This is a genomic window from Streptosporangium sp. NBC_01810 (assembly GCF_035917355.1).
GTDB lineage: Bacteria > Actinomycetota > Actinomycetes > Streptosporangiales > Streptosporangiaceae > Streptosporangium.
Genome location: NZ_CP109070.1, coordinates 231,428 through 248,452 on the forward strand (window position 1 = coordinate 231,428; position 17,025 = coordinate 248,452).

General features: G+C 69.1%; 15 protein-coding genes and 1 pseudogene. 9 read left to right on the plus strand and 7 right to left on the minus strand.

The features are described 5' to 3' along the window. Positions 1–59: 59 nt before the first annotated feature. Positions 60–200 (minus strand): putative ATP-grasp target RiPP, encoded by a 141-nt coding sequence (locus OIE13_RS01000; RefSeq protein ID WP_326644058.1) that lies wholly within the window; start codon positions 198–200, stop codon positions 60–62. 47 nt (positions 201–247) lie between these two features. Further along, positions 248–385, minus strand: coding sequence for a putative ATP-grasp target RiPP (locus OIE13_RS01005; protein WP_326644056.1), 138 nt, complete (start codon positions 383–385; stop codon positions 248–250). 644 nt (positions 386–1,029) lie between these two features. Here OIE13_RS01005 and OIE13_RS01010 point away from each other — a divergent pair. Next, positions 1,030–1,386, plus strand: a complete 357-nt coding sequence (locus tag OIE13_RS01010; protein ID WP_326644055.1) for an SH3 domain-containing protein — start codon at positions 1,030–1,032, stop codon at positions 1,384–1,386. Positions 1,387–1,472: 86 nt separating this feature from the next. Here the strand turns inward: OIE13_RS01010 and OIE13_RS01015 are convergent, their stop codons facing one another. Both OIE13_RS01015 and OIE13_RS01020 read right to left on the minus strand, forming a co-directional pair. After that, positions 1,473–1,814: a tripartite tricarboxylate transporter permease gene (locus OIE13_RS01015; protein WP_326829423.1), complete on the minus strand. Its 342-nt coding sequence runs from the start codon at positions 1,812–1,814 to the stop codon at positions 1,473–1,475. A gap of 82 nt (positions 1,815–1,896) precedes the next feature. Beyond that, positions 1,897–2,274, minus strand: a pseudogene (locus tag OIE13_RS01020) (hypothetical protein); the annotation flags it as partial. Here OIE13_RS01020 and OIE13_RS01025 point away from each other — a divergent pair. From OIE13_RS01025 to ilvC, 7 genes are all read left to right on the plus strand, one after another. Beyond that, positions 2,206–2,358, plus strand: coding sequence for a hypothetical protein (locus OIE13_RS01025; RefSeq protein ID WP_326644052.1), 153 nt, complete (start codon positions 2,206–2,208; stop codon positions 2,356–2,358). The pseudogene OIE13_RS01020 and the gene OIE13_RS01025 sit on opposite strands and share 69 nt — an antisense overlap. A gap of 108 nt (positions 2,359–2,466) precedes the next feature. Continuing rightward, positions 2,467–4,512, plus strand: a complete 2,046-nt coding sequence (locus OIE13_RS01030) for a VanW family protein (RefSeq protein WP_326829424.1) — start codon at positions 2,467–2,469, stop codon at positions 4,510–4,512. 34 nt (positions 4,513–4,546) lie between these two features. Continuing rightward, positions 4,547–5,455 (plus strand): 2-hydroxyacid dehydrogenase, encoded by a 909-nt coding sequence (locus OIE13_RS01035; RefSeq protein ID WP_326644049.1) that lies wholly within the window; start codon positions 4,547–4,549, stop codon positions 5,453–5,455. 259 nt (positions 5,456–5,714) lie between these two features. Next, positions 5,715–8,372: a putative bifunctional diguanylate cyclase/phosphodiesterase gene (locus OIE13_RS01040; protein ID WP_326644048.1), complete on the plus strand. Its 2,658-nt coding sequence runs from the start codon at positions 5,715–5,717 to the stop codon at positions 8,370–8,372. Positions 8,373–8,549: 177 nt separating this feature from the next. Continuing rightward, on the plus strand, positions 8,550–10,337 hold the full coding sequence (locus OIE13_RS01045; protein ID WP_326644047.1) for an acetolactate synthase large subunit: 1,788 nt from the start codon (positions 8,550–8,552) through the stop codon (positions 10,335–10,337). A 2-nt stretch (positions 10,338–10,339) separates the two neighbouring features. Then, positions 10,340–10,864, plus strand: coding sequence for an acetolactate synthase small subunit (gene ilvN, locus OIE13_RS01050; protein WP_326644045.1), 525 nt, complete (start codon positions 10,340–10,342; stop codon positions 10,862–10,864). A gap of 39 nt (positions 10,865–10,903) precedes the next feature. Then, on the plus strand, positions 10,904–11,884 hold the full coding sequence (ilvC, locus tag OIE13_RS01055; protein WP_326646885.1) for a ketol-acid reductoisomerase: 981 nt from the start codon (positions 10,904–10,906) through the stop codon (positions 11,882–11,884). Between the two features lie 192 nt (positions 11,885–12,076). Here ilvC and OIE13_RS01060 read toward each other — a convergent pair whose 3' ends face one another. From OIE13_RS01060 to OIE13_RS01075, 3 genes are all read right to left on the minus strand, one after another. Further along, on the minus strand, positions 12,077–12,937 hold the full coding sequence (locus OIE13_RS01060) for a CAP domain-containing protein (protein WP_326644043.1): 861 nt from the start codon (positions 12,935–12,937) through the stop codon (positions 12,077–12,079). Between the two features lie 310 nt (positions 12,938–13,247). After that, complete coding sequence (locus OIE13_RS01065) at positions 13,248–13,796, minus strand: DUF1707 and FHA domain-containing protein (RefSeq protein ID WP_326644041.1); 549 nt, start codon at positions 13,794–13,796, stop codon at positions 13,248–13,250. 202 nt (positions 13,797–13,998) lie between these two features. Continuing rightward, complete coding sequence (locus OIE13_RS01075; RefSeq protein ID WP_326644039.1) at positions 13,999–14,853, minus strand: hypothetical protein; 855 nt, start codon at positions 14,851–14,853, stop codon at positions 13,999–14,001. A 252-nt stretch (positions 14,854–15,105) separates the two neighbouring features. On the opposite strand from OIE13_RS01075, the gene serA reads away from it, so the two are divergent. Then, positions 15,106–16,695 carry a phosphoglycerate dehydrogenase gene (gene serA / locus OIE13_RS01080; RefSeq protein WP_326644038.1) on the plus strand — a complete coding sequence of 530 codons (1,590 nt, stop codon included), beginning with the start codon at positions 15,106–15,108 and terminating at the stop codon, positions 16,693–16,695. Positions 16,696–17,025: the final 330 nt, after the last annotated feature.

The following is a 17,025-nucleotide window of genomic DNA, read 5'->3' on the forward strand; positions in this document are numbered from 1 at the left end:
GTCGAAGGCCCGGCCCGTCTCACGGCGGGCGGGTTCTCGGTGCCGGTTGGGCGGCCCGATCAGTTGGCGGACTCGCGGACACAGCCCTCAGGGCGGTAGGTCAGCACCCACCCGGGCATACCGCCGGACACCTGGCCCAGTTCGGCCTCGGCCAGCTCGGCGCCCTCGAAGGGCAGGTCGTCGATCGTGATCTTCGACATGGTCACTCCTCTCGGTCGCGTCGCTGCGGTACGGTCGTGTGCTCGGGTCAGTACTGCCACCACTCGCACGGCAGGTCCTTCTTCCAGGCGCTGACCGACCACCTGCCGCCGGACACCTCGCTCAGTTCGGCCTCGGCCAGCTCGGCGCCCTCGAAGGGCAGGTCGTCGATCGTGATCTTCGACATGGTCACTCCTCTCGGTCGCATCGCCGCGACCCCCACTGGTCATCCGGCCTCGGTGTCGAGAACCGGCCACCGGGCCCCCGTCTTCGGCACCCGGTCATGTGGAGAAACCTATGAACGATCACTTGTGGGTTACTTGTGTCCTGCTTGTGGCACGCCGATTTCGGAGGGAGGCTCATCACGGGTGTGGGCGGAGATCCCGAAGGCCGGCCCGGGGACGCGACCCGTTTCGCGGGGCTCCGTACGCGCCCACGCGCGCCGCAACCTTGATCGGCTGCTGGGCCCGGCCTCGTCGACCAGGGCGACCACTTTCCGGGGCTCATGATGGACGGGCTGCGGTGGATGGATAGGGACGGGGCTCTGGTCCTCTCGGTCGTGTAGCGGAGGTGAAGGTCCTTTCGGTCATGCAGCGGAGGTGAAGGTCCTCTCGGTCATGCAGCGGAGGTGAAGGTCCTTTCGGTCGCTTGCATTCCAGTAATCGGAGGGGCCTTTTTTATGTGGTAATTCACATTTTTGAAACCGAGTAGGTATTGACGAAATTCTTGATGGCTTGCACAGTATTCACTGCAGTCCCTACTGTCACTCCGGCACGACCTGACCTCGCGATCGGAAGACGTCCAATGAAAAGGTTTCTGGCATTCGCCGCCGTGACGTTGACGGCCGCCGCGGGAATGGCCGTTGTGGCCGTCCCCGCTCAGGCGACCCATGTGAACAGTGCTTTCGCCCTGGCGGCGCTCCCTGCCGTGGACGCGGTGGTCATCGCCAACGGGGTGCGTCTGCGATCGAGCCCGGGAGGGGCGACGGTTATCGGCTATCTCTACCACGGCGATTACGGTCAGATTCTCAATCCGCTCTCGACGAACGGCTGGTGCAACTTCCGGCTGGGTGCCAGTTCGGCTTCGGGGCTGCCCTCCGGCACCACGGGATGGGTTTCGTGTACCTATCTGGCCAGGGAGGACGGCCGGAAATTCAACGGCCCGGCGGTGGACACCCTGCGGGAATAGCCTGCCCTCCGGGATAAGCCCGGCCGCCCGACTTCCCACGGTCGGGCGGCCGTTTCCGTTTTGCACGTCAGCGCCCTCGGCGCCGGTCAGGCTCCGCGACGGGCGATCGTCTTCCTGATGAGGGGGGTGAACAGCGCCAGGAGCGAGACGACCAGCAGCGTCGCCGCGATCGGGCTCCTGACCAGGACCGTCGCGTCGCCCGCGCCGATGGCCAGGGCCCGGCGGAGTTGGATCTCGGCCATCGGGCCCAGGATCAGGCCGATCACCGCCGGGGCGATGGGCAGGCCGAACCGGCGCATCGCGAAACCGAGCAGGCCCAGAAGGTAGAGGATGACCAGCTCCACCCAGGAGGAGTTCAGCGCGTAGACGCCGAGCGCCGCGAACAGCGTGATCCCCGAGTAGAGGTAGGGGCGGGGGATCTGCAGCACCCGGGCCCAGAGCGGAGCCAGCGGCCCGGGCCCAGAGCGGAGCCAGCGGCAGGTTGAGCACCAGCAGCATGGTGTTGCCCACGAACAGCGAGGCGATCATGCCCCAGACCAGCGCCGGGTTGTGGTCGAACAGCTGCGGCCCCGGCTGCAGCCCGTACTGCCCAAGGCCTCCTCCACCCTGGAGTCGTCGGACAGCACCAGGGTGGAGGAGGCCTTGGGCAGTACGCCGAGATCCGCCGGAGGCCGGCCACTCTCGGGGACGAGGCGCGCCAGGACGAGGTCGACCAGCTCTTCGGCACGGTAATAGGGGGTCCAGCCGCCACTGCCCAAAGGGTTGTCGGCCACCACGTGCACCCCGGTGGCCGCCGCGCTCAGGAAGAGTGACACCGACATGTCGGCGGCCGAGGCGGCGGCGATCACCGGTCTCTCCAGAGTCGGCGCCCGCCGGTACCTGGAGCACCTGTGCGCGGCGGGTCAGGCGGAGCTCCGTCCGAAGTACGGCACCGCGGGCCGGCCCGAGCACCGCTACCGCTGGACTGGTTGATTTGTTATTTCTTTTCGGTTGTTGGTTGACCGATGTGGTTTAGGGTTACAGGAGGTAGAAGCTGCGAAGCAGGAGGAGACGGAGGCCGTGCGGAACGCCGGAGCGTCTGTGGACCCGCCGACGGATCCCTTTGAGGCGATGCCGCTCCCCTCGCGTCCTGTCCCGCCCGGTGCCCGCGATCCGCGCCGTCCTCCGGGAGCACAGGCCGGGCATTCCCAGGATGGCTCGCGCCTTCCTCCGGGAGTCTCACCTGACATCTTCGGCTCCACCGGCTCCACCGGCTTCGGCGGTCCCGCCGCACCGGCCCGCGGGGCGACGGCGCTCCCGCCCGCGGCACAGCCGCCGCAGCCCTGGCAGATGGCGGCCCCGCCCGAGCCCTCCTTCCGGCGGGACGAGCCCTCGCTCGTCCCCGGCGGCGACGGGGGGTTCCCGCCACCTGGCGGGCTCCGTTACGAGGAGCCGCCCCCAAGCCGTCGCAAGGGCCGCGGGGTCTTCCTGATCGTCCTCGCCGTGCTGTTCGTCGTCGGCCTCGCCTACGCGGTGCCCGCGGTCATCATGTCCGGCAAGATGCTGCCGGGCACCACGGTGCGGGGTGTCGACATCGGCGGTCTGACCGCGACCGAGGCGGCCGACAAGCTCAGAGACCGCCTGGCGGGCGAGGCGTCGGAGGAGATGACCCTCCTGGCCGCGGGCAAGCGCTATGACTTCGACCCGGGCAAGGCGGGGCTGGAGTTCGACGTGGTCGCCACCATCGACCGGGCGCCCAGCGACTTCCCCACCCCCGTCGAGGTCTGGCGGGCCTTCACCGGCACCACCGAGCTGGACCCCAGGATCTCCACCGACCCCGAGGCGATGAAGACCGCGGTCGCGGGCCTGGCCAAGAAGATCGACCTCAAGGTCCGCGAGGGCTCGGTCACGTTCAAGGGCGTCAAGCCCGTCGTCGTGACGCCCCGCGACGGCAGGGCGCTGGAGAGGGAGGCCGCGGTCGCCGCGATCACGGACGCCTTCCTCGGCCCGGCGAAGGAGGTCCGGCTCCCGGTCTCGGTGATCAAGCCCAAGGTCGGTGCGGAGACGGTCAAGAAGGCCGCGAACGACGCGGTCAAGGCTCTGTCCGGGCCGGTCACCCTGACCTTCTCCGGCAAGCAGGTCCAGTTGCCGGTGGAGACCCTCGCCGCGCACCTGTCCTTCGAGCCGGAAGGTGCCGGCGGGATGCGCCCGGTGTTCGACGCCAGGAGCGCCGTGGCCTCGGTGGAGGGGGAACTCGTCGATCCGGCAGTGGCCCCGCGCGACCCCACGTTCCAGATCGTCGGCGGAAAGCCGAAGCTGGTGCCCGGCCGCAAGGGGAAGGGCATCGACGACGAGCGGCTCGCGGCCGACGTGGCCGAGATGGTCGCCCGTGACGGAGACCGGACGATCCCGGTGGCCATGACCACGGTCCGGCCGCGGATGTCCGACGCCGAGGCGCGCAAGCTCGGCATCAAGGAGCGGATCAGCCAGTTCACCACGCCCTACGAATGCTGCCCGCCGCGGGTGACCAACATCAGGGCGATCGCCAAGCTGATGGACGGTTACCTGGTCAAGCCGGGCGAGACCTTCTCGCTCAACGGTGTCATCGGCCAGCGCGACACCGCCCGTGGCTTCGTCCCCGCTCCCATGATCCAGGGCGGCAGGCTGGTCGACTCGGTCGGCGGTGGAATCTCCCAGTTCGTAACCACGATGTACAACGCGGTGTTCTTCGGCGGCCTTGAAGACGTCCAGCACATGGCACACGAGTTCTACATCTCCCGCTACCCCGCCGGACGGGAGTCCACGGTCTCCTGGCCCCAGCCCGACTTCCGCTGGAAGAACGACTCGCCGTACGGGGTGCTGGTGAAGACCTCCTTCGACAACAGCGGGGTCACCGTCGCCTTCTGGAGTACCAAGCGGTACGAGATCGAGTCGATCTCGTCCGGGCGCTATAACGTCACCCCGTTCAAGAGCGCGACCGACAGCGGCCCCGCCTGCATCCCGATGGTCGGCCAGCAGGGCTTCACGATCGACGTCTGGCGCGTCTTCAAGCAGGACGGCAAGGAGATCAAGCGCGTCAAGAAGACCACGGTCTACCGCCCCGAACTCGACCTGAAGTGCGTGCCCGAGGGAAGCGCGGACGAGTAGTGGCTCACGGGCATCGCGCTTGGATAATGCGAGGATGAAGATCTGGGTCCCCTCGAAAGCCGCCGCCGACGTTCTGTGTGATCTGCCCGAGGTCGAGTGTGTCGTCTACGACGGCACGGGGCCGGTGCAGGAGGGGGCGGAGAAGGTCGAGGTCTGGATTCCACCGCTGATGCCGGTGGCGGATCTCCCCGAGTTGCTCGCCCGGATGACCGGCCTGCGGTTGCTGCAGACCGTCACGGCGGGTGTCGACGCCTACCGGCCGCACCTGACGGAGGGGGTGACGCTGTGCAACGCCCGGGGCGTGCACGACGCGGGTACCGCCGAGTGGGCGGTGGGAGCCATGATCGCCGTGCTCCGGGAGTTCCCCGGGTTCGCCCACGCGCAGCGGAAGGGTGAGTGGACCTACCACCACACCGGGGTGCTGGCCGACTCCACGGTCCTGATCGTCGGCTATGGCTCGATCGGTGAGGCGCTGGAACGACGGCTCGACGGTTTCGAGGTGGACGTCGTCCGGGTGGCCAGGACCGCCAGGCCCGGCGTGCACGGCATGGACGAGCTGCCCGCCCTGCTGCCCGCGGCGGATGTGGTGGTGCTGCTCGTGCCGTCCACCCCCGCGACCGCCGGCATGGTGGACGCCGGCTTCCTGGCGGCGATGAAGGAGGGCGCCGTCCTGGTGAACGCGGCCAGGGGCTCGGTGGTCGACACCGCCGCGCTCGTCGCCGAGCTGGGCAGCGGCCGGATCCTCGCCGCGCTCGACGTCACCGATCCCGAGCCGCTGCCCGAGGGGCACCCGTTGTGGAGCGCGCCGGGGGTCTTCATCACCCCGCACGTCGCGGGCAGCAGCCCGGCGTCCGTACGGCGCACGCTGAAACTGCTCCGCTCCCAACTGCTGCGCTACCTCGCGGGCGAGCCGCTCAAAAATGTGATCACGGGTTCCTACTGACCGGCAAAGGAATCCGGACCGTGGCTGCCTCGTGACCTGCGGTGCGTACCGTCGGCTAAAGCGATTTCCATCGCCCGCGCGGTTATCAGATCGGTGACGACTACGGTGTTGTCGCCCCTCGCGCGGGCTGGACGGCCCACACTGGCCGTGTGCCGGTACGAGCGACGAGGACGACGCTCGCGCCGGCGGCACGAGCGCAGCGAGCAAAGGATGCTGCGGGAGCAGAACACACCAAAACGACACCGATGGGCAGACGACATTGATCCGCTGGCGTGACCCCCGGGTAGCGCTGACCGCCGCCGCCGTCGGCGTGGTGGGGCTCGTTGCCGCTCTTGTCGGCGGCGCTCCCGCCGTGGTCGTCGAGGCGGTGGCGGGCGTCGTCACCGCGGCGGCCGCCGCGGGCTCCCTGTTCACCGCGGCCTCCAGGGGGATCGGCCGGCGCAGGGCGCTGGCCTGGCGCTGGCTGGCGGGTGGCTCGGTCACCTGGCTGGCCGGGGTGGGGGTGCGGCCGATCGCGGACGGCGCGCCGTTCGTGGTGACCTTCGCCGACCTGGTGCTCCTGGCCGGTACGGCCATGATCGCCGTCGGTGCCGTGCTGTCGGCGACCCGGCCCGCCCGAGGGCATGCCCTGCTGCGCGACCTCGCCGACTCCTACGTGTGCGCCGCCTCCATCCTGGTGATCATCTGGGTGACGTTGGTGGGACCGGTCTACCGCGACGCCGGCGACGCGGGCAACATCGCGGTCACCTTTGCCTCACCCCTGTTCTGCCTGATCCTCGCCTGCGTCGTGGGCCCCGCCGTGGTGCCGATCAGGAGGTCGGCCTGGCCGGTCGGCCTGGCGGCGCTGGCCGTGCTGGCCGCCGTCGCGACCTCCGAGACGATCACCGCGCTGGCCCGGGTGAGCGGTGACACGCCGTCGCTCACCTGGGTGTGGCTGGCCCCCGTCGCGTTCCTGGTGCTCGCCGCGGTCCCGTGGAGCGGGCGCGCGGCGCGACCGCCGGATCTCGAGGACGACGAGCCCCTCCTCCGGGAGAGCACGTCCTCGCTGATCGCGGCGGTGCCGCTGTTCCTTGTCGCGGTGGCCGCCGTCGTCGTGCTCCTGAAGGTTATCGGCGGCGGGGTGCAGGGGCCGCCGGTGGTGCTGGCCTCGGTGTGCGCGTCGATCGTCGCGGTTCTGCTGGTCCGCATGTTCGTGATGCTGCTGGAGACCGGGCGGCTGCGTAGCCTGCTCCATTTCGGTGAGCGGCAGCTGCACGACCTGGCCGAGAGCGCCGGCGACGTGGTCCTGCTCTGCGACTACGACGGCGTGGTGCGGCAGATCGGCGAGGGTGTCGAGATCACGTACGGGTACCGCCCCGAGGAGCTGGTCGGCGGGAAGATCTTCGACTACATCCATCCCGAGGACGTGCCGGGAATCCAGAGGGCGCTGAGCGCGATGAGCCTGGAGGAGGAGCCCGAGGAGGGGCCTGGCGCATGCATGGTCGCCTGCCGGGTCCGAGCCTCCGACGGTACCTGGCGTCCCGCCGAGTCGGTCGCCACCCGGCACGTGCGCGGCGAGGGTCTGCTGCTCGTCACCACCCGCGACATCAGCGACCAGGAGGCCCTGCGCAGCCAGGTCGCCCACCTGACCTTCCATGACGGCGTCACGGGCCTGCCCAACCGGGCCTACTTCGAGGAGCGCACCCGCGAGGTGCTCGGCCGTCCCAGCGCGAGCAGCGTCGCCGTGGTCTTCCTGGACCTGGACGGCTTCACCGCGGTGAACGACTCGGTCGGCCACGCCAGCGGCGACTACCTGCTCGGCCAGGCGGCCCGCAGGCTCCGCGCCGCCGTACGGACCGACGACACCCTGGCGCGCTGGGGCGGAGACGAGTTCGCGGTGCTGCTTGAGGCGGCCGACGCCCAGACGGCGGTGGACCTGGCCGAGCGACTGGTTCGTACGGTCTCGTCCGAGCCGTTCCGGGTGGCCGACCGCGACATCGCGCTGACCGCGAGCGTCGGGGTGGCCTTCGCGGCCGACGACGTCTCCTCCGCCGATCTGATCCGCAACGCCGACGTGGCGATGGCCAGGGCCAAGGAGCTGGGCGGGCGCAGGGTCGAGGTGTTCGCCGCGCACATGCACGCCGACGTGGTACGGCGCCTGGAGCTCGCCGCCGACCTGCAGCGGGCGCTGCTGGAAGACCAGTTCGTGATCGAGTACCAGCCGGTGGTCGACCTGGCCACCTCGCGCGTCACCGCCGTCGAGGCGCTGGTGCGCTGGTGCCGGGGGGGCGAGTTCGTGCCGCCCGAGCAGTTTCTCGGCCCGGCGGAGGACACCGGCCTGATCGTGCCGCTGAGCGAGTGGATCCTGCGCGAGGCATGCCGGGAGGTGGCCGCCTGGCGCGCCTCCGCGTGGGAGATCGGGCTCTCGCTCAACCTGTCCGCCCGGCAGATCATGGCGCCGCGTTTCGTGGAGACCGTCGAGTCGGCCCTGGTCGAGAGCGGACTGCCGCCCAGCGCGCTGACCCTGGAGGTCATCGAGGAGATGCTGGTCGAGGACGCCGAGCAGATCATCGCCCGGCTCTCCGAGCTGCGCACCCTCGGGGTCCGGCTGGCCATCGACGACTTCGGCACCGGCTACGCCTCGCTGGCGCTGCTGCGGCAGCTACCGGTCGACATGATCAAGATCGACCCTTCCTTCGTGTCCGGGCTCGGTCGCGACGAGACGCTGACCCTGCTGACCCGTACGATCGTGCGGCTCGGTCACGACCTGGGGCTGATCGTGGTCGCCGAGGGCATCGAGCGGCCCGAGCAGCTGGAATCGCTGCGCGAGATGGGCTGCACCCGAGGCCAGGGATTCCTGGTGGCGCGCCCGATGGCCGCGCGCGGCGTCGACTCGCTGATGCGCACCAGCCTCTCCAGCCTCGGGACGCACGCATGACCTCACATCTTGGACTCTGAGATATGTGTCCCATGAATTTGACGCGGGGGCACTTCGTCGGCCAAGGTGGAGGCATGCAGATTGACCGTGGGATCCTCGTAGTACTTCACCGGCGCGCAGGTCGCTGAGCGAAGTACTTCGACCTGCGCGCCGCCCCAGCTCCGCCGATCAAGCGGAATGGGGCATTTTTTATGCCACCAAGCATGTTCAGCCACAAGGAACGAGCCGATGACCGAACAGATGACAGGAGCCCAGGCCCTCGTGAGGGCGCTGGAGCACGTCGGGGTCGACACTGTGTTCGGGATCCCGGGCGGCGCGATTCTCCCCGCCTATGATCCCCTCTACGACTCGACCAAGGTCCGGCACGTGCTTGTACGGCACGAGCAGGGGGCGGGGCATGCGGCCCAGGGCTATGCGCAGGCCACCGGCAAGGTCGGGGTCTGCATGGCCACCAGCGGTCCCGGCGCGACCAACCTGGTCACCCCGATCGCCGACGCCTACATGGACTCGGTCCCGATGGTCGCGATCACCGGCCAGGTGGCCAGCCACGCCATCGGCACCGACGCCTTCCAGGAAGCCGACATCTCCGGCATCACCATGCCGATCACGAAGCACAACTTCCTGATCACCGACCCCAACGACATCCCCAGGACGATCGTGGAGGCATTCCACATCGCCTCGACCGGGCGTCCGGGGCCGGTGCTGGTCGACATCGCCAAGGACGCGCTCCAGGCGAAGATGACCTTCGAGTGGCCGGTCGTCATGCAGCTGCCCGGCTACCGGCCGGTGACCCGGCCGCACTCCAAGCAGATCCGCGAGGCGGCCAAGCTCATCGCCAACGCCGGCAGGCCCGTGCTCTACGTGGGCGGTGGCGTGCACCGGGCGGGGGCGTCGGCACAGCTGCTGGAGTTCGCCGAGTTGACCGGCATCCCGGTGGTCACCACCCTGATGGCGCGGGGCACCTTCCCCGACAGCCACCCGCAGCACATGGGCATGCCCGGCATGCACGGCTCGGTGTCGGCGGTCGGCGCGCTGCAGAAGGCCGACCTGATCATCGGGCTCGGTGTCCGCTTCGACGACCGCGTCACCGGCGACCTGTCGAGCTTCGCGCCGTACGCGAAGATCGTCCATGCGGACATCGACCCGGCGGAGATCTCCAAGAACCGGCACGCGGACGTCCCGATCGTGGGCGACTGCAAGGAGGTCATCTCCGAACTGATCACGGCGGTGCGCAATGAGGGGCGCGCGGGCGACTACGCCGACTGGTGGAAGGCGCTCAACGCCTACAAGGCGACCTACCCGCTGGGCTACACCGAGTTCGAGGACGGCTCCCTCGCCCCGCAGTACGTGATGGAGCGGCTGGGCGCGCTCGTCGGCCCGGACACGATCTACACCGCCGGGGTCGGCCAGCACCAGATGTGGGCCGCGCAGTTCATCGGCTACGAGAACCCCGGCACGTTCATCAACTCCGGCGGCGCGGGCACCATGGGCTTCGCCCTCCCGGCGGCGATGGGTGCCAAGATGGGTCGGCCAGACGTCACGGTCTGGGCCATCGACGGTGACGGCTGCTTCCAGATGACCAATCAGGAGCTCGCCACCTGCACGATCGAGGGTGTGCCGATCAAGGTCGCGATCATCAACAACGGTAACCTGGGCATGGTCCGGCAGTGGCAGACGCTGTTCTACAACAAGCGTTACTCCAACACCGACCTGCAGACGGTCCGCCGCATCCCCGACTTCGTCAAGCTCGCCGAGGCCTACGGTTGTGTGGGGTTGCGGTGCGAGCGTCCCGAGGACGTGGACGCGACGATCAAGAAGGCCATGGAGATCAACGACGTGCCGGTGGTGGTCGACTTCGTGGTGCATCAGGACGCCATGGTGTGGCCGATGGTCGCGGCCGGGACCAGCAACGACGACATCAAGTTCGCGCGCGACATGGCGCCGGTCTGGGACAGCGAGGACTAGGCATGAGCAGGCACACGCTCTCCGTGCTGGTGGAGAACAAGCCCGGCGTGCTCGCGCGCGTCGCGGCGCTGTTCAGCCGCAGGGGGTTCAACATCGACTCGCTGGCGGTCGGGCCGACCGAGCACGCGGACATCTCCAGGATGACCATCGTGGTCAGCGTCGCCGACCTGCCGTTGGAGCAGGTCACCAAGCAGCTCAACAAGCTCGTCAACGTGCTGAAGATCGTGGAGCTCGACCCGGCGCAGTCGGTGCAGCGCGAGCTCACACTGATCAAGGTGCGTGCCGACGCCGACAACCGCTCCAACGTGCTGGAGCTGGTCAACCTGTTCCGGGCGCGCTGCGTCGACGTCTCCTCGGACGCGGTGACCATCGAGGTCACCGGCACGCCGGACAAGCTGCAGGCCTTCATCAAGGTCCTTGAGCCGTTCGGTATCAAGGAGCTTGTCCAGTCGGGCATGGTGGCCATCGGCCGCGGCGCCCGTTCCATCACCGACCGTTCTCTCCGGGCCCTGGACCGGACCGCATAACGCACATGAGAAACCCGAAAGGTTGAGCAAGTGACTGAGATCTTCTACGACGACCAGGCCGACCTGTCGATCATCCAGGGCCGGCACGTCGCCGTTCTGGGATACGGCAGCCAGGGCCACGCCCACGCGCTCTCGCTGCGCGACTCCGGCGTGGACGTCCGGGTCGGCCTGCCCGAGGGTTCCAAGAGCCGGGAGAAGGCCGAGGCCGATGGCCTGCGGGTGCTCACGCCCTCGGAGGCCGTCGAAGAGGCCGACCTGACCATGATTCTCGCGCCGGACCACATCCAGCGCCACCTGTACGCCGACCACGTGGCCCCGAACCTGGTCGAGGGCGACGCGCTCTTCTTCGGGCACGGCCTGAACATCCGCTACGGCCTCATCGAGGCGCCGGAGGGTGTGGACGTGGCCATGGTCGCCCCCAAGGGCCCTGGTCACCTCGTGCGCCGCCAGTACACCGCGGGCCGCGGCGTGCCGTGCCTCGTCGCGGTGGAGAAGGACGCCAGCGGGAACGCCCTGGACCTCGCCCTGTCCTACGCCAAGGGCATCGGCGGCACTCGCGCCGGCGCGCTGAAGACGACCTTCAAGGAGGAGACCGAGACCGACCTGTTCGGTGAGCAGGCCGTGCTCTGCGGCGGTGTGTCCGAGCTGATCAAGGCCGGTTTCGAGACCCTGATCGAGGCGGGCTACCAGCCCGAGGTCGCCTACTTCGAGTGCCTGCACGAGATGAAGCTGATCGTCGACCTGATGTACGAGGGCGGCATCCACAAGATGTACTGGTCGGTCTCCGACACCGCCGAGTACGGCGGCTACTCCCGTGGCCCGCGCGTGGTGACGCAGGAGACCAAGAAGGAGATGCAGCGCATCCTCGCCGAGATCCAGTCCGGTGAGTTCGCCAGGGAACTGGTGGAGGAGTTCGACAGCGGTCAGAAGAGGTTCACCGCCTACCGCGAGGAGCTCGCCGAGCACCCGATCGAGAAGACCGGTGCCAAGCTCCGCCCGATGATGAGCTGGCTGAAGTAGGAGCCGGCTGCGCCAGGCGCCCGGTATGGCCCGCGCCCCCGCGACGTGAACTCGTCGCGGGGGCGCGTGCCGTTTTCACGGGGATGGCCGACCGGCTCCCATACCCTGGCCGGGGCGTGGGAGCCGGTCGGACGCGGAGTCCGGCCGGGCCCAGGGCCTGGGGCCCGGCCGGATCCGGTACCCGGTGGGTGCTCAGTGCTTGGCGAAGTTCTGGGTCCAGTAGATGCCACGGGAGCTGTTGGCCACGCCCACTCCGAGGTGGGTGTAGCCGCAGTTCATGATGTTGGCTCGGTGACCGGAGCTGTTCATCCAGGCCCGCACCACTTCGGCGGGGGTGCGCTGGCCCATCGCGATGTTCTCCGCCCAGGCTCGCACCGGGCTGAACCCGCTCGCCTTGATGCGGGCGGTCAGGTTCCTGCCGTCCGCCGAGGTGTGGCTGAAGTAGTTCTTGGCCGCCATGTCGGCGGAGTGGCCCTGCGCGGCTGAGCGCAGCTGGGGGTCGGAGACGAGTGGAGCACAGCCGCCCTTCTGCCGCTCGGCGTTGGTCAGGCGCACCACCTCCTCCGAGGTGGAGGACCCTCCCGGTGCGGGTGTGGGAGCCGTGGTGCCGGGGGTGGTGGGAGTGGCGGTGGGAACAGGGGCCGGTGTCGGCTTGGCGGTGGAGGTCGGGGTGGGCGTGGGGGAGCAGGCGAGCCTGACGGCCGTGGAGCGGCTGACATTGCCCCGGTAGTCGGTGACGACGGAGTAGTAGACGCCGGGGGCGCACGACAGCCTCACGGTCACCCGTCCGTTGGTCCCGCGCAGGGAGGCGCTCTTGACGACCGGGTCGGCACCGGCCACGGCGCGCTTGATGCGGATGCGGACCAGCGCGGTGTCGTCGCAGCCCAGCCGTGCGGCGGACGCCTGGATCCGTCCCGCCGCGGTGACGTACGGCTTGGCGGCGTACACGCGGCACTCGGCCAAGGGGGCGCTCGCGGCGTTAGCCGTGGCGATCGGCGTGCTGAGGGCCGCCAGGCTCCCGAGGCACAGCAGTACCCCTAGCGGTCTGCGCATGTCGGTTCCTCCAGTTGGTTAGACGCTGGACGGTTCCGCATTCTTTCGGGGACAGATCAGTCTTGTCAGCAAATTACCGACATTAACTGTGGGCTCCAGGTAAACCAGAGCGATCACATAGGCGTCTGGGGGCGGTGATGCACCGGTCCAAATCGGAGGTGATTTGCCGAGAAAACCCTACGGCGACCACCACGCTCTTCCTGAGTCTCGTCGGCCCGCTGCTGATCACCATTTGCGTTCGCCGGAAGCCCTTGGGCTTTGGCCCCGGTGAGCGTTGAGGAGCCGCAGGCCCCCGGCTTTGGCCGTGGGGTCAGGACAGCAGCTGAGGCGTGATCATCAGGAAGCCGCAGTCGCCGAAGGAGACGACGTCGCCCGGCCGGACCTTCGCCGGGCCGACCAGGCGCCAGTCGTTCAGCCGGGTACCGTTCAGCGAGCCGAGGTCGACGAGGACCCAGCCGTCCGCGTCGCGGCGGAGTTCGGCGTGCACCCGGGAGACGGTCAGGTCGGCGAGGACCAGGTCGCAGGCGGATCCCCTGCCCACCACGTAGCGGGCCCGGTCGTCGGCGGGTAGCGCCAGCCTGGGCAGCCTGGGGCGCCGCCAGGCCGACTCCACGCGCTTGGTGAAGTCGGAGGCAGAGGCGACGACCTCGGTGACCATGCGGCGGAACCGGCCGCGTTGCGGCAGGTCGGCGACAAGATTGTCGAGTTCGCCCTGGTTGCGTGCGCGCAGGGCCATGTCGACGCGGCCGAGGAACGTGTCGTGCGACAGATGCCCCTCGACAGCACGGTCACGGAGCTCGTTGATCGCACGATCGCGATCCCCGTCGGAGGCGCGGGACGGGGGATGCGTCGAGCTCATCCTCCGAGTATCGGCCCCAGGGGCGGAACCTGTCCAGAATATGTAAATCTCGTGCAAGGAGCATACCGGGTATGCATACTTAGTATGCATGGCGATCCGACAGGGGCTACTCGCCCTGCTGAGTCAGGGACCTCGCTACGGCTACCAGCTGCGCACCGAGTTCGAGGCGTCGACGGCGGTGGTGGTGGTGGTGGGGGTGCCGTCAGTCGGTGACGTCGGCGCAGACCACGTGGGCGCCCAGTTCGACCATCCGCTGCTCGCTGCGGGCGTCGGCGACCCTGGCCATCAGGATCGGCGCCTCGCTCGCGGCGAGTTGCGGCAACCGGGCGCGCACCCCGCGATGGATGTCCCTGACCACGTCCTCGGCCGCCGACATGTGCACCTTCACGTGCAGCATGATTCCCGGCGCGCCGGAGGAGGTCCTGGCCTCGGAGATCCACACGTGAGGGACGAGCGGGTAGTCGACGAGCAGGTGCGAGATCGCGGCGCGCAGCGCGGGCAGGATCGGGTGCTCGCACCGCCGGTAGCCGGGATCCACCAACTGCATCGGCCCCGACAGGTGGGGCCGGGGCGCCGGGATCCACGGCTGGGCGGGTGAGGCGGGCACCGGCGTTCTTTGCGGGCGCGCCGGCGCGGGACGCGAGACCGTGGCCATCGCCCCGGTCGCGTACGCCGTCGGCGCCGCGCTCGACAGCGCGGGCGCGGGGCCGCTGCGCTTCGAGAGCAGGTAGCGCTGGAGGTCCTCGATCGGCACGGCCGCGGCCGCTGGGCCTGCCGCGTCGATCACTATCTCCCGCACGCCGGTGACCCGCTGGATGTCGAGGACAGTGTCGGCGTCGCACGCCGACAGCGAGTGGCTGCCACGGTGCCGCGCGTAGGTGTCCGCCGAGGTGTACCCCAGCAGAACACGCTCACCGGCCTGCGTCGTGCCGAGCACGACGGAGCGGTCGGGTCGCACGGCAACCAGGAGTCCCCATTCGGCAAGCGCCGCCAGCAGCCGGTGCGGGTCGCCGTGCTGCGCGAGCACGTTGCCGAGAGCGGGGTTCCCGATGCTCATATGAGGAACGATAGGTAGTGAACCACGGCTTATCAGAGTAATCGCGAAGTTTTCTTAGGATCAAGACCAACTTGAATTTCGGCCGCATGAGATGCGTCAAGGACGGGTACCGGCGTGCTGGATCATGGAGGCGGCCGCGTCTCGTATCTCGGGACACTCGTGAATGGGTTCACAAGCGCCGATAGACTACGTGAGGTCCGTGCACCCTCACCGCCTAGTGTGCACCCTCACCGCCTAGTAAGGATCCAGCCTGTGAACAAGCCCGTCGTACTGGTCGCCGAGGAACTTTCCGAGGCCGGTCTCGCGGTCCTGGGCGCGGACTTCGAAGTCCGCCACGCCGACGGCGCCGACCGTGCCCAGTTCCTGCCCGCGCTCGCCGACGTGGACGCGCTCATCGTGCGCAGCGCCACGCAGGTCGACGCAGAGGCGATCGCCCACGCGCCCAGGCTCCGCGTCGTCGCCCGCGCCGGTGTCGGCCTGGACAACGTCGACGTGGAGGCCGCCACCAAGGCCGGCGTCATGGTCGTCAACGCGCCGACCTCCAACATCACCAGTGCCGCCGAGCACACCGTCGCGCTGATCCTCGCCTCCGCCCGCAACGTCGCCCAGGCTCACTCCGCACTCAAGGGCGGTGAGTGGAAGCGCTCGAAGTACACCGGCGTGGAGCTCGACGAGAAGGTCGTCGCCATCCTCGGTCTCGGCAAGATCGGCCAGCTGGTCGCGCAGCGCCTCCAGCCGTTCGGCGTCGAGCTGATCGCCTACGACCCCTACCTGCAGCCGGCCCGCGCCGCGCAGATGGGCGTCCGCCTGGTCTCGCTGGAGGAGGCCCTGCGCGAGGCCGACTTCATCACGGTGCACCTGCCCAAGTCCAAGGAGACCATCGGTCTCATCGGTGACAGAGAGCTGCACGCGGTCAAGCCGAACGTCCGCCTCATCAACGTCGCCCGCGGCGGCATCATCGACGAGAACGCCCTCTACTCCGCGATCAAGGAGGGCCGCGTCGCCGGCGCCGGCATCGACGTGTTCCCGAAGGAGCCGGTCACCGACAGCCCGCTCTTCGAGCTCGACCAGGTGGTCGTCACCCCGCACCTGGGCGCCTCCACCCACGAGGCCCAGGAGAAGGCCGGCACCCAGGTGGCGCGTAGCGTGAAGCTCGCCCTGGCCGGGGAGTTCGTGCCCGACGCGGTCAACGTCCAGGGCGGCGCCGTCGCCGAGGGCGTCAAGCCGGGCCTGCCGCTGGCCGAGAAGCTCGGCCGGGTGTTCACCGCCCTCGCGGGCGAGGTCGCCACCAAGCTCGACGTCGAGGTGCGCGGCGAGATCGCCGCCCACGACGTCCGCGTACTGGAGCTGGCCGCGCTCAAGGGCGTCTTCACGGACGTGGTCGAGGACTCCGTCACCTATGTCAACGCCCCGCTGCTGGCCAAGGACCGCGGCGTCTCGGTCGAGCTGGTCACCAGCACCGAGAGCCCCGACTGGCGCAACGTCGTGACGGTCCGCGGCGTCCTCGCCGACGGCCGCGCGGTCTCGGTCTCCGGCACCCTGTCGGGTCCGAGGCAGATCATGAAGATCGTCGAGGTCAACGGCTACCAGATGGAGATCGAGCCGACCGACCACCTGTCGTTCTTCACCTACACCGACCGCCCCGGCGTCGTCGGCGTGGTCGGCCGCATCCTCGGCGACCACTCGATCAACATCGCCTCGATGCAGGTGGCCCGCGACGTCAAGGGCGGCAAGGCCCTCATCGCGCTCACCGTAGACACCGCCATCCCGGCAGAGGTGATCGACCAGATCGGTGCGGAGATCGGCGCCGACAGCGGTCGCTCGGTCGACCTGGCCGACTAGGCCCGGTAGGCAAAAGATCCACCGAGATGGCCGCCGCCCCGCAGTGCGGGGCGGCGGCCATCTTTCGTCCCGGCATGTGAGAAGTGTGTACACCGGGTGAGACGGTGCTTCGGCCGGCAGGTAACCTGAAGTGGAATGCGCCAGGTCTTACCTGCCGCGACGAGGCCTGACAGGGACAGGCCGGCAACTCGCCGGCTCCACACCACGAATCATCGGTCCGTGATCCGGATCCGTGACATCAGGCCTGGCCGGAGCCCTGATCGGAGTCTCGACCATCTTCCTTGCTCGCATGCGACCGAGACGAGATCCACCATGTACGACATGTATCCC